The sequence below is a fragment of the Vibrio sp. 10N.261.45.E2 genome (assembly GCF_002875705.1).
Lineage (GTDB): Bacteria > Pseudomonadota > Gammaproteobacteria > Enterobacterales > Vibrionaceae > Vibrio.
Genome location: NZ_MCZZ01000135.1, coordinates 1 through 14,085, shown reverse-complemented (window position 1 = coordinate 14,085; position 14,085 = coordinate 1). Strand labels below are relative to the sequence as shown.

Annotated in this window: 10 protein-coding genes; 9 read left to right on the top strand and 1 reads right to left on the bottom strand. The window is 45.5% G+C overall.

What is annotated here, in order from left to right; genetic code table 11:
- Window positions 1-249: 249 nt before the first annotated feature.
- A complete protein-coding gene (locus BCT34_RS16115; RefSeq protein WP_076654750.1) occupies window positions 250-1,812 on the bottom strand; it encodes an arylsulfatase in 1,563 nt (520 codons plus the stop codon).
- A 346-nt stretch (window positions 1,813-2,158) separates the two neighbouring features.
- Here BCT34_RS16115 and BCT34_RS16110 point away from each other — a divergent pair, with 346 nt between their 5' ends.
- From BCT34_RS16110 to BCT34_RS16070, 9 genes are all read left to right on the top strand, one after another.
- Window positions 2,159-3,706, top strand: coding sequence for an arylsulfatase (locus BCT34_RS16110; protein ID WP_076654751.1), 1,548 nt, complete (start codon window positions 2,159-2,161; stop codon window positions 3,704-3,706).
- A 207-nt stretch (window positions 3,707-3,913) separates the two neighbouring features.
- Window positions 3,914-6,274, top strand: coding sequence for a tetratricopeptide repeat protein (locus BCT34_RS16105; RefSeq protein WP_076654752.1), 2,361 nt, complete (start codon window positions 3,914-3,916; stop codon window positions 6,272-6,274).
- Window positions 6,275-6,421: 147 nt separating this feature from the next.
- Window positions 6,422-7,405, top strand: coding sequence for a MoxR family ATPase (locus BCT34_RS16100; RefSeq protein ID WP_019825004.1), 984 nt, complete (start codon window positions 6,422-6,424; stop codon window positions 7,403-7,405).
- A 12-nt stretch (window positions 7,406-7,417) separates the two neighbouring features.
- Window positions 7,418-8,380: a DUF58 domain-containing protein gene (locus BCT34_RS16095; RefSeq protein WP_076654753.1), complete on the top strand. Its 963-nt coding sequence runs from the start codon at window positions 7,418-7,420 to the stop codon at window positions 8,378-8,380.
- Window positions 8,381-8,923 carry a DUF4381 domain-containing protein gene (locus tag BCT34_RS16090; RefSeq protein ID WP_076654754.1) on the top strand — a complete coding sequence of 181 codons (543 nt, stop codon included), beginning with the start codon at window positions 8,381-8,383 and terminating at the stop codon, window positions 8,921-8,923.
- Window positions 8,916-9,995 (top strand): VWA domain-containing protein, encoded by a 1,080-nt coding sequence (locus BCT34_RS16085; protein ID WP_076654755.1) that lies wholly within the window; start codon window positions 8,916-8,918, stop codon window positions 9,993-9,995. Before BCT34_RS16090 ends, BCT34_RS16085 begins: the two co-directional genes overlap by 8 nt.
- On the top strand, window positions 9,988-11,706 hold the full coding sequence (locus BCT34_RS16080) for a VWA domain-containing protein (RefSeq protein WP_076654756.1): 1,719 nt from the start codon (window positions 9,988-9,990) through the stop codon (window positions 11,704-11,706). Before BCT34_RS16085 ends, BCT34_RS16080 begins: the two co-directional genes overlap by 8 nt.
- Window positions 11,703-13,085 carry a BatD family protein gene (locus BCT34_RS16075; protein ID WP_076654757.1) on the top strand — a complete coding sequence of 461 codons (1,383 nt, stop codon included), beginning with the start codon at window positions 11,703-11,705 and terminating at the stop codon, window positions 13,083-13,085. Before BCT34_RS16080 ends, BCT34_RS16075 begins: the two co-directional genes overlap by 4 nt.
- A 78-nt stretch (window positions 13,086-13,163) precedes the next feature.
- Complete coding sequence (locus BCT34_RS16070) at window positions 13,164-14,081, top strand: LysR family transcriptional regulator (RefSeq protein ID WP_102305862.1); 918 nt, start codon at window positions 13,164-13,166, stop codon at window positions 14,079-14,081.
- The last annotated feature ends 4 nt before the right edge of the window (window positions 14,082-14,085 follow it).

Genomic DNA, 14,085 nt, shown 5'->3' with positions numbered 1-14,085 from the left:
GATAGGTGTTATTTATAAACCTAGTTGCGCATGGTTGATGTTGCAAGACAAGTGGTAGGAAATTAAATTGCTTAGGCGGTTATCGCACGGGGACTGAAGAGCAGATCTGAATTAGAATTGAATGAAGTTAAACCAAGAGAAATCGAATTAAATGAAAAAAGCCGCAGTCACTCTAGTGAGTTACTGCGGCTTTGGTATTGGCTTATGTATTAACTATAAACCTCAGTTCAATACATGGTCTAGAGCGGTTTATTTAGCTTGCGCTGCTGCCGCTTCTAGCTGCTTAAGTTTACCTTGAAGCATGTAAGCATTTTGGTTGAAGTTACCTGGGTTCAATACTTGGCTTTGCTGCATTGGGTAATCAGGTAGCGTGTTCATGAACTCTTGTACTTGGCCGCCAACTGGTACGAATAACCACATGTTGTCTGCCATCCAACGTAGGTACATGCCAGATTCGTGTGGTGCTTTTTCGAATGGGTCTGCACGTAGGTGAACAACTTGAGGCCAGTTTGGTTGGAAACGCACAGCATCAACAATGTTACCGTCCATTACAGCGAATGAGATCTTGAAGTCATTCCAACGTACAGCGTTTAGCTCAGCGTTCGCAGAGAAGTAAAGCAGGCTATCACGAGGGCCTTTCTCTTCTTTACCTTGGAAGTAAGGTAGGAAGTTGTAACCATCTAGGTGTACACGCCAGTTTTTACCGTTGTAAGTTGCACCTTTATCAGACGCTAGCTTCTCAACCACTTTGTCATCACCAGCCGCAGCTAGTAGAGTAGGGATCCAGTCTTGGTGACCCATGATATCGTTGATCTTAGTTCCCGGTTTGATAGTACCAGGCCAGCGAACTAGCTGAGGAACACGCATACCGCCTTCGTAAGTAGTACCTTTCTCACCGTGGAAGTAAGTTGCACCACCATCAGGCCAAGATACTGTCTCTGCACCGTTATCTGTTGAATAGATTACGATAGTGTTGTCTGCAATTTTAAGCTCATCAAGCTTGTCTAGAAGCACACCAACTTGGTCATCGTGCTCTAACATGCCGTCTGCGTAGATGCTGATACCAGATTTACCTTGGTATTTTTCTTGTAGACGAGTCCACACGTGCATACGTGTAGTGTTGTGCCAGATGAAGAATGGTTTATCCGCTTTCACCGCTTTTTCCATGAATGCTAGAGATTCTTCAAGGAACTCTTCATCCGCGTGCTCCATACGCTTACGCGTCATAGGGCCTGTATCTTCAATCTTACCGTCAGAAGTCGACTTGATTACACCACGAGGACCAAAGTTCTTACGAAACTCAGGATCTTTAGGGTAGTAGTATGTTTCTGGCTCTTCTTCTGCGTTTAGGTGGTATAGGTTACCGAAGAACTGGTCAAAACCGTGGTTCGTTGGAAGGTGTTTGTCTTGGTCACCCATGTGGTTCTTACCGAACTGAGCTGTCATGTAGCCTTGTTCTTTAAGAAGGTCTGCGATAGTTGGAGCCCAATCTGGGATACCGTGGTCAGAACCTGGCATGCCGATAGTCAGTAGACCTGTACGGAAAGGTTCTTGACCTGTTAGGAATGCAGCACGACCAGCAGTACACGATTGTTGACCGTAGTGGTCAGTAAATAGTGCGCCTTCGTTAGCAATACGGTCGATGTTAGGCGTTTCGTAACCCATCATACCGTTGTTGTATGCACTGATGTTGAATACACCAATGTCATCACCCCAGATAGCAAGAATGTTTGGTTTTTCTGCTGCTGTTGCTGCTGAAGAAGCTGCTAATAAGCCAACACCTAATGCTAGTTTATTAATTTTAGTACCCATAAGGACTCCGATTTACTTTTAAGATTAATGCGTTAGAACAACACATCGATGAACAAATGTTATTCCCAAAATTCCGCTTCGTCCTTTTATAGTGCTTATAACCAATCGTTATGATGATCAGTTAACCCATTGATTAATATCATTTCCAACGGGTTCGTTGAATATATCCTTAGTTTGTATGTGTGATCCTTATCATGTTTGTTGTCGTAAACCTTATCGATGATTTCTGTGTCCATATCTCAATAAAAATGACAAAAAGATTAATAGTTTAGGGAATCTCGCGCATGCTCAAAAAATGAACTATACGTTGTAGGGCAGGATGCAAATAACTTACGAAGAGGTTTCTATGACAGCGAAATATGGCGTCAAACGTCGATTAGCGATTTTGGGCACAGCGATGATGGCGGCTTCCACCACCACATTCGCAGCAGAAAAACCGAATATTCTCGTCATTTGGGGTGACGACATTGGTCAATCTAATGTCAGTGCGTACACCTTTGGCTTAATGGGGTATCAAACTCCAAACATTGATAGCATCGCCAAAGAAGGCATGATGTTTACTGATTATTACGCAGAGCAATCTTGTACCGCAGGTCGCTCTACTTTCATTACAGGCCAAAGTGTACTGAGAACAGGCTTGAGTAAAGTGGGCTTGCCGGGCGCAGACATCGGCTTGCAGGCAGAAGATGCGACAATTGCAGAACTATTGAAGCCTATGGGTTACATGACTGGCCAATTTGGTAAAAACCACCTTGGTGATAAAGATGAATTCCTTCCTACAGCACACGGGTTTGACGAATTTTTTGGCAACCTTTACCACCTAAATGCTGAAGAAGAACCAGAAAATGAAGATTACCCAACTGACCCAGAGTTCCGTAAGAAATTCGGCCCACGTGGTGTAATTAAGTCATTTGCTGATGGCAAGATTGAAGATACCGGTCCACTAACGCGCAAGCGTATGGAAACGGTCGATGAAGAAACGCTAGATGCGGCACTCGATTTTATGGACCGCGCAGTGAAAGCGGACAAACCATTCTTCGTTTGGTGGAACGCAACACGCATGCACTTTAGAACACACGTGAAAGCCGACAGTAAAGGTGTGACTGGCGTCGGTAACTACGCTGACGGCATGGTAGAACATGATAGACACGTGGGTCAGTTACTAAAACAAGTCGACGAGTTGGGTATCAAAGACAACACCATCGTTTTCTACTCAACGGATAACGGCCCACACATGAACTCTTGGCCTGATGCAGGTACAACTCCGTTCCGCGGTGAGAAGAACACCAACTGGGAAGGCGCATACCGTGTACCAGCAATGGTTCGTTGGCCTGGTAAGATTGAACCGGGCAGTATCTCTAATGAAATCATGCACCATATGGACTGGATGCCAACCTTCGTTGCGGCTGCTGGTGATGACCAAATCAAAGAGAAATTGCTGAAAGGTCATACAGCGGGTGATAAAACGTTTAAGGTTCACCTAGATGGTTACAACTTCCTTCCTTACCTAACCGGTGAAGAAGAAAAAGGTCGTCGTCATGAGGTCTTCTACTTTACCGATGATGGTGATTTAGCGGCGCTTCGTTATAACCAATGGAAAGCGGTGTTCATGGAGCAACGTGCAACGGGTACCATGCAGATTTGGTCAGAACCGTTCGTGACGTTACGTCTTCCTAAGCTGTTTAACCTACGTATGGATCCATACGAAAACGCAGACATTACATCGAACACCTACTACGACTGGTTGTTAGACCATGCTTATATGTTCGTTCCTGCTCAGGCGTATGTTGGCAAATTCTTAGAAACGTTTGCTGAATACCCACCACGTCAAAAAGCAGCCAGCTTTAGCTTGGATCAGGTTATGGAGAAGCTTCAAGAGAACCATAATAAGTAAGCTCTGGCTCGATGAAATAATAGCTTAATGAAACTGACAACTAGAAAGAGCTCTTCGGAGCTCTTTTTTTATGCGCATACCGATGAGTAGATCCCGGTCGTGAATATGAGTCACAACTATCGAGCTAACTGCCACTAAATAATTGTAAATCCGTTGTTTTTACGTCTACCTTATTAAGCATAAGGATGTATAAAAACAAGGAATGTTATGTCTGCATGGTTGTGCTCGCTAGTGAACGGATTGAAACACCAGAGAGTCGCAGTATTATCCGTAATCTTGTCTCCACTTATTCTGTTACTTCTCAGTTTCAATGTGTACGCAAATTCCAAACCCACGTATGTCGGCTCGGAAGCATGCGTTGATTGTCATAGCGAAGAAGTCAAAGCGTGGCAGGGCTCTCATCATGATATGGCGATGAAGCACGCGACAGATGAATCCGTACTAGGCGATTTCAACGATCAAACGGTCACCCATAACGGGAAACCCAACCGATTTTTTCGCAACGGTAAAGAGTTCTGGGTCAATATCGAAGGGCCAGACGGACAGTTTAAAGATTACAAAATTAGCTATACCTTTGCTTTCGAGCCACTGCAACAATACATGGTTGAGTTTGAAGACGGCCGTGTACAGTTGATTCCTTTCGCTTGGGACTCTCGCACTGAAGGTGAAGGCGGTCAACGCTGGTTTCACCTCTATCCGGATACCACCAACACCGATGAGTTTTACTGGACTAACAGTGGGCAGAATTGGAACTTCATGTGTGCCGATTGCCATTCGACAAATTTAGAAAAGAATTACGACAGTGCCAGCAACACCTATAACACTACTTGGTCTGAGATTAATGTTGGTTGTGAGGCGTGTCATGGCCCTGCAAGCGAGCATGTTAAGCAAGCTCAGTTAGCCGAAGCTCAATTTACCAAAGATCAGCCAGCAAAAGCCAACGGCGGAAAGGGTGCTCAAGTCTCGGCGCATTATGGGTTTGATCGCGACTTGTCGAAGTCGGTGAAAGAGTGGATCTACCAAGAGGGTAACTCAACCCTGCAACCCAAAGACATCATTCATACCAATCAAGTTCAAACCTGTGGTCAATGCCACAGCCGACGTACTCAGTTAAATGAAACGGGAGACCACGTTAACGGATCATTCTTTGATAAGTATCGCCTGAGCTTAATTACTCCTGAGCTTTATCATAATGATGGTCAAATCTACGATGAAGATTACGTTTATGGATCCTTTTTGCAATCAGTGATGGCAGAGAAAGGCGTCACTTGTACTAACTGCCATGATCCCCATACTGCAGAACTGAAAATTGCCGAAGAAGCTGTGTGTAGTCAATGTCACATTGCTTCTGAATACACGCCTGAAAAGCACACCTTCCATGAAGCGAATACCGAAGCTTCACAGTGTACGACTTGTCACATGCCAGAGACAACTTACATGGAGGTTGACCCAAGGCGTGACCACAGCTGGCATATCCCACGCCCTGATATTAGCCAACACATTAAAACACCGAACGTGTGTACGAGCTGTCATGAAGATCAAACTGATCAATGGGCCGATAAGCAAATTGGTGAGTGGTTCCCTGACTCTAAGTATCGCAACCAGCAGCACTTTGCCATTGCCTTTTATGCAGATTCAATAGGGCACAGAGGTGCAGAAGATGCTTTGGCGTATTCAGCTCAGGATTCAAGCTTAAGTAATATCATTCGCGCATCGAGCTTAGAACGTTTGGGTGGTAATACGGGGAAGAACACGCTCATCTCATTAGCAAGAGCGGTGAAACACGATGACGAAATGATCCGCTTGGGTGTGGTGCAAGGCTCTTCCGGTTTCCCATTTACTGATCGTTGGCAGATTCTAGAGCCACTACTGAAAGATCCTGTATTGTCGATTCGCTCCGAAACTGCAGGTGCATTGGTGCGCTATTGGGGGGAAATGAATCCTCTGCAGAAAGACCAAATCAAGCCAGCATTGGAAGAGTACATAGAGATACAACAGTTCAATGCCGACAGAGGGTTTGGTCGCACTAACCTAGGTAACGTTTACCGAGATTTAGGCCAATATCAAAAAGCGATAGATTTCTATTTGGGGGCTATCGAAATCGAACCTTATTTTGAAAACAGTTACGCCAACTTGGCGGATTTGTATCGAGCGCAAGGTAACGAATCAAAAGCGCTGTCGACATTGAAGCAAGGTATTGAAGCTCAGCCGAAATCAAGTGTATTGCCTTACAGCGCAGGGTTAGCTCTGCTTCGTGTGAAAGATTACGAACAAGCGACCGAGTACCTTAAACAAGCGGCGGAAACTGCACAAACCGACCCTCAATATTGGTATGTGTATGGGTTGGCTTTGGAGAAGTCTGATGTGCTTGCTGCAAGTAAATCATTGAACAAGGCTTACCAATTTAGTCGCAGCCCACAGCATCTGTATGCCCAATGTGAAGTGTTAGCGCGAAACAGTCATAAACCGGGTGTACCAAAGGCGTTTGAGCAATGTATTTCATCATTGAGCAAAGTAGCACCTCCGGAGGCAATTCAGCAGTTGAAAGCAAAAGTACTTAGCAAGTAGAAAGCACTTATCGAGCAACAAGTTAGGCTGAAATAGAGCGCCATGATCAACGTGGCGATACGCTTATAAATTTATGGTGCTTATAACTAATAGTTATGGGGTTTGTGAGTAGGATGTACGCAGCCAGATTGAATTAAGGGAAGACCTATGAACCATGCGCAACAAGCAATAAACCAACTGATTGAACAAACAGAGAAAAGTGTTATCGGTCAGAGCCACGTCGTTCGGGCTCTGGTAATAGGGTTATTGACTAATGGCCATGTACTTTTAGAAGGGCTTCCGGGTACGGCGAAAACTCGTTCAGTGAAATCGCTCGCGAACCTACTGAACACTAGCTTTGGTCGAATTCAGTTTACACCAGACTTGTTGCCATCAGATGTAACGGGTACTGAAGTGTATCAAGAGCTGGATGGTAAACCTCAACTGCATTTTCAACCGGGTCCGATTTTCAATAGCATTGTTTTAGCCGATGAAGTGAACCGTGCTCCTGCAAAGGTACAAGCGGCTCTGCTTGAGGCAATGGCGGAAGGGACGATTACGGTGGGTGGTCAAACGCATATTTTGCCTGATCTATTCATGGTACTAGCAACTCAAAACCCAGTTGAGCAAGAAGGTACGTATCCACTTCCTGAAGCACAAATGGACCGTTTCATTATGAAAGTGACGGTCGACTATCCAGAAGATGAAGCTGAACGCGATATCATTCGACTGGTTCGCAGTGAAGAGCTGGGCAGCGAAACCAGTTCAGAATTAGTGACACCGCAACACATTGAGCCTGAGTTGGTCCTTGAAGCGCGCCGCCAGCTTCCAGAAATTGCCGTTTCCGATTTAGTTGAGAACTACATTGTGGCGTTGGTTATGGCGACACGTAAACCCGAACGTTACCCAGAATCAAATCTATCGAAGTGGATAGAGATTGGCTCGAGCCCGCGTGCGTCTATCGCATTGGACAAATGTGCTCGCGCTTATGCATGGCTTCAAGGGCGTGACCATGTCACGTTAGACGATGTTCGTGCCATGCTACCGACCGTATTAGGACATCGATTCTCGTTGTCTTATGACGCATTGGCCGATGGTGTCGACCATCAAAGAGTGGTTGAAGAACTGCTTGATAATGTTGAGATCGGATAATTAGGGGGCGTTATGGCGAAGCCAATACAAGCTCCCAAATCGCAAGGCCTTGATCCTAGGCTTTACTGTGATTATTCAAGACTGGTGCGAATTCAGGCTCAAGCAGAGTCGTTTTCTCTATTGCCTCACCTAAAGGCGGGCAGTGTGCTTTCGGGTAGACACAACTCATTGTTCCGAGGTCGAGGTTTGAATTTTGAGGAGTTACGTCATTACCAACTTGGTGATGATATTCGTAACCTCGATTGGAAAGTGACCATGCGAACAGGTAAACCTCACGTTCGCAGCTATACCGAAGAGAAAGACCGTAATGTGATGATCTGTGTCGATCAACGCAGTTCTATGTTCTTTGCTTCTCAAAATACCATGAAATCTGTTGTCGCGGCCGAAGTTGCCGCATTGTGTGGGTGGCGCGTGCTGAAAGATGGTGACCGTGTCGGCTTTGTTTTAGCCTCACACCAAAAACTGTTCCATACTAAAGCGCAACGTTCTCAATCGGATTTACTGGCTCAGCTCAAGCACCTTACCAAAGCCAATCAGAGTTTAGGTGTTAGTGTGAGTGACAGTGAAGGTGTTGGTTTTAGTCAGTGGATTGAATTGCTTAAGCGCATGAGGCTGAAGCAATCAACCTTAATTTTTATTAGTGACTGGCGAGATTGCCAAGAGCAGCATCTCGACCATCTAAAACAACTGCAACAACACAACGATATCTTAGCCATTATGGTGACGGATCCTTTAGAACAGTCGTTACCTCAAGATCTCGCAAGCGCAAATTGGGTGGTCGGTGATGGTCGCTTTCAACTTAATCTAGATAGCCAATCTAAGGTTAACCTAGCGAGTGAAAGCCTCGCCCAAAAAGCGGCACTTCAGAAACAGTCTCTTGCTCAATTGATGGCGATGAAAAACCTCCCTTATATCGAATTAGACACGTCTGGCAATCACATATCGCAGCTTCAAAAGCTGGTGGGAGGTCGTTAGATGTCTGTTGAACATACGCCTCCAAGTACTTATATCCTTCGCGACCTGCATGATGTCGCGATTCCCGATAGCGTAAGCTGGATGCCGCAAACTATTGGTTGGAAGATCCTCGGTGTCGCTTTGCTGTTGGTTGCTATCTATTTGGCTTATCGCTTGGTGTTAAGATGGTGGAATAACCGTTATCGCCAAGAGGCACTCAAGGCGTTAACCCTTCTGGACGCCAGAGACAAGAACTCAACCGAGCGAACCTTTAAAGTCCTCAAAGTCGTGCTTCGTTACCTAGACAGCAGCAATGCAAAACTGTTTGGAGAAGCTTACGTGAAGCGTTTGAATGCTTATTTACCAATCAAGGGTAAAGCGATTTCAGATCGCCGAGGCTATTTTCCTGACGACATTTCGAACTTATGGATGCAGAGCTTAATAGACCCGAATGTGCGTTTGACCTTTGAACAACGTTTAGACGTAATTCAAACCGCGATGATGTGGTTAAAACTCCACAAACCAGATGTACAGGTGACGCTTGAGGGGCAAGACAATGTTTGATGTTCTATCTGCTAGCTTCGAATTTGCGCACCCTCTGTGGTTTATCGCATTACCTCTGCCGTTTTTAGTCTACTTTGTTGTACCTGCATATCGAACCAAGCAAATGGCTATCAAGGTGCCATTTTTCCGCGAGCTGGTTGACGCGATTGGTGAAGCGCCATCAGAGGGTGCAAGCCAGTTAACACCCAGTTGGTGGCAACGAACGACGCTCATTATTACTTGGGTATTGGTCGTGTGTGCGTTAGCGAAACCAACCATTCTTGGTGAGCCACAGGTTCGCGAACAATTAGGTCGTGATGTGATGGTAGTGGTCGATTTGTCCGGCTCGATGGCGGAGCAAGATTTCACATCTAAGCAAGGCGATAAAATCTCTCGCTTAGATGCGACCAAGGAAGTGTTAGCTGACTTTGCAAAAACCAGAAAAGGCGACCGACTCGGTTTGATCTTGTTTGGTGATGCTGCGTTTGTGCAGACGCCATTTACTGCAGACCAAGATGTATGGCTGGAACTTCTTAATCAAACCGATGTTGCGATGGCTGGACAAAGTACCCACTTAGGCGATGCCATTGGGCTTGCTATCAAGGTGTTTGAACAAAGTGAAAAGCAAAGTGCCGCAGTTAAAGATTCAAGCGTCGACACTAATGAAAAAGAGAAAGTCGTGATCGTATTGACTGATGGTAACGATACAGGAAGCTTTGTTGAGCCTATCGATGCAGCCAAAGTCGCAAAGGCTAAAGGCGTTCGTATCCACGTGATTGCGATGGGAGACCCGCAAACGGTTGGAGAGGTTGCTCTGGATATGGACACCATCAAACGTGTGGCTAAAGAGTCTGGAGGCGAAGCCTTTGAAGCGCTTAACCGCGACGAATTGACCAAAGCTTACGCTCAGATTGGTGAGTTAGAACCTCAATTGTATGAAAGCACCACTTATCGTCCTAAACAGGGTCTGCACCATTACTTGATGGCGATTGTCGTAGTGATGTATTTGACTGCGTTCAGCTTAGCAACGATACGCCGAAAATCGCTTTTAGCCTCTACAACTAAGAAATTGAAAGGAGAGGACGATGCTTGATTCTCTCACAATCCAACAGTTCTTTACCCAATTTCATTTTATCCGACCATTCTGGTTGCTGGCCTTTGTTCCTATGTTTTTCCTACTGTGGGTTCGCTGGAGAGAAGAGACCAAACCTACGTGGAAAGACATTCTACCTGCCCATTTACGTGATGCTTTGACCATTGGTGAAACAGGTTGGCGCAAACAGTTACCGTTGAAGCTGTTAGTTGTGATTGTGACCATCGCCATCCTTATCTGCTCGGGCCCAACATGGCAACGTGAGGCATCGCCTTTTGGTGAAGATAAAGCGTCGATGTTAGTGGTGCTTGATAACAGTGAATCTATGCTTTCCAAAGACTTACCACCAAGTCGCTTGGAACGATCTAAGCAGAAAATTAGAGACTTATTGGGAGCTCGCAAGGGCGGTAACACAGGGTTAGTGGTTTATGCAGGCAGCGCACACGTGGCGATGCCTGTGACTCAAGACAGCAAGGTGTTCGAACCGTTTCTTGCGGCGATTACACCTGACATCATGCCGGTTTCCGGTAAGTCAGCGGAAGAAGCGTTGCCACTCATAAATCAGCAACTGTCTGGTGAATTGGGCTCGTCGGTGTTGCTGGTATCAGATGGTGTGAACCCAAGCACGACACGAGCTTTTGAAACGTTCTTCAACGAAAACCCCTATCAGTTGTTGATTTTGGCTGCCGGTAATAGCGATGTTGTGAGTGATAACCCAGTCGATCTAGATTCATTGCGCAATTTAGCGAATAAGACTGGTGGTCGAGTGATTGAGGTGACCGTTGATGATTCGGACATACAACAACTGAATCAAGCTGTTGAAAGAAACATGCAACTTAACGGTGAATCCTCTATGCCATGGAAAGACATGGGTTATGGCTTGCTGATTCCAATGGCGATCATCATGTTGTTATGGTTCAGAAAAGGGTGGCTGGTACAGTGGTGTGTCGTTGGCCTGATGATTTCGGGGAGCATTTACTCGCCAAGCACTTGGGCGAAAACCGTCAACTTAACCGCTGAGAAACCGGTTGTGGTGGAGTCACTTACCGCTTGGGATAAAACAGCCCAATGGTGGTGGGACTTATGGCTAACGCCTGACCAACAAGGTCAACGCCTGTTGAACCAAAAGGAATACCTTCAAGCGGCGAAACATTTCAGGGATCCGATGCGAAAAGGAGCGGCTTACTACTACGCCAGTGAATTTAAGTTAGCTCATAGCGCATTCTTACAAGTTAAAACTGACCTTGGTTTATACAATGCAGCGAGCGCGTTAGCCCGACAACGTGAATACCTGGCAGCGAGAGATCTTTTGAAATCATTAAGTGAGAAAGAGGACCTGTCAGCAGAGCTGCGAACGGATGTCGATAACAATCTCGCCGTGCTTAGTGGGATTGTTGAAGAGGTAAATCGAACCAGTGAAAGCCAGTCAGGGACAACAGATGGCCCTGAGGAATCTTTGGAGCTTGAAGACGATCAGCCACGAACCGGTGATGGTGCTGAAGAAGAAACAGTCGCTGAATTAATGCTCAAAGAAACGCTTAATGCTAATGAGATTTTGGGTAGCCAAGAGCTTGCTGACAAGTGGTTAAAACGAGTAGAAGCGGATCCTAAGTTCTTCTTGAAGTCGAAATTCCAAATTCAGCTACGAGAACCTGCCCCTTCGATTGAACAGACGCCAGAACAGGTATCAAAACAGGAGCAAACACAATGAGTCGATACGATTTAGCTCTTGAGGTCACTCAGGCAAAGAGAGTCCGATTCACCACCCCTACGTGGTTACTGTCGATGACTCTCATGTTGAGTTGCATTTTTTCTGCCGTTGCTTCTGCTGCCGACATCTTCGATCTCCAAAAAAGCGGTGACGTTGAATTGATCGCTTGGATAGGGGAAAAGCCGAAATCAGGAGAGAAGATTACGCCGGCGAAAGTGAGCGTTAATGAGCAAGTGATCTTGACGATTGAGGTTGCGACGCCACGTTGGCTAACAGGTGGTACTCGAATCGGTAGTATCGAAATCCCTAATGTGATTGCCAAACAGCGTAACCAACTCGCGACTAACTACACGGAACGAGTCGGTGGCACTACATGGTCGCGTCAGCGTTGGGAAGTGACACTTTATCCGATGGCTTCTGGCGAGTTTGTGATTCCTACAGTGCCGGTACGTGTTCAAGTGTCTGCGCCAGATGGTTCGAACGTTGGCGGCACGCTTTACACACAGCCGATTAAGTTTGAAGCCTCGTTGCCGTCAGGTTTACTGGATAATGAAACACCGTGGTTTTCGGCAACAGACGTGGATGTAGATCAGCAATGGCAACGTTCGAATGAAGATTTAAAAGTCGGCGACGCGATTACTCGAACGGTGACGATAAAAGCGAAAGACAGCTTGTCTGTGTTACTTCCAGATGTGTTGAGTAATGAATCCACACAACAGTATCAAGCTTACCCACAGCCTAATCGTTTAGACGATACACAAGAGCGTGGTGATTACCGTTCAAGCCGAGTTGAAGAAACGGTGTATGTCATTCAACAAGGTGGTGAGTTTACGTTGCCGGATTTCTCATTTCAGTGGTGGGACAGCAAAAATCAACGTCTTGAAAACGTGGTGATAAAAGGGGATGTATTTGAGGCTAGACACACAGTCCAATCTTTCATCAAGGCTTACATGCCTGTATTTATTACTGCTGGTTTGGTTCTGATCGTTTGTGTTGTGTTCATTGTTGCTGTTAAACGTTATTACACAAACCGCCCCACACCAAGTTGGCTGGTATTACGTCGCCTACTTAAGCAAAATAATTGGGCTGCACTAAGAACCTTTATCTATCGTCAATTACGAAATGAAACCTCTCAACTTGAATTGGCCAAAGCGAAACTGGATAAAGCGCAACTTGGTAAATTGAATGTCCAAAAGCGTTGGATGGAAGATAGCGAAGCGCTTCAACAAGGACGCGAGGATAAAAATGTATTTACGCGTTTATGGAAAGGCTTACGTCACTTATCCAATAACAATGCAAACCCGAACAAATCTCGTTCAATTGCTGCTCGCTTGAAAATCCCTAAAGCCTTGCCAGACTTAAAAAATAGAACTAAGTAGCAAACTTTAGTTATTCGCATCGAACATCATCGGCAGGTTCTCTACTATGGAGAACCTGCCTCTTTAATATGGAACTGTATGAAAAGTACCGAACTAAATTTAATTCCTATTTTTGTCGCTATCTATGAAGAGCAGAACTTATCTAGAGCTGCTAATCGCATGGATATAAGTCAACCGGCTGTGAGTAAAGCACTTGCAAGGTTGAGAGATATTTACGACGAGCCACTGTTTCACCGCACCACATCAGGCGTAGAGCCAACCACATTCGCGATTGATATCTATCCAGCAATGGCTGCAGCACTTAAGAATTTCACTTCTACTTTATCGGCATCAAGAGATTTCGATCCGAAAACTTCTGGTCGCGTGTTTTCCATTGCCTGTGTGTCACCGGCAAGCTACGAAATGATGCCAAGAGTTATGCAGTTGATTAGCCAAGTCGCACCTGGTATCGCATTGGAAGTTCATCCCCTATTTACTGAAGACTATGAATCAGATTTAAGGCTTCAAAGACACGACGTTATTATTGATATGACGCCAAAAGGAAGAACCATGCTTAAGCATGAGGTGATTTCTAGAGAAGAACTGGTGGTTGTGTGTCGTAAAGATCATCCCGCGATTGAAGATACTATCGATATGGAGCAGTTTCTATCGCTTGAACATGTGGTTGTTTCTCGTTGGCATGCACGTAAAAGCTTATTGAGCTCAGAGCATTATAGTGACCTTGAAAAACGCAAAATAATCTATCGTGCTGCGGGTGTTGTTGAGATGCTGCCTGTGATTGAGGGATCGGATGCTATCGGTATGCTTCCTATTTCATCGGTGCATTGTTTTTCTGAAAAGTACGACGTTAAAACACTGCCTTTACCCTTCGAATTGGAAGACCTCGACATGTGTATGATTTGGCACCCAAGCCGCACTAACGAACCAAGCCACAAGTGGTTGCGAGCTAAGATCAAAGCGGCAGCAAAAGATATCTCAAGTGTTTTGGAACAATAAAGTT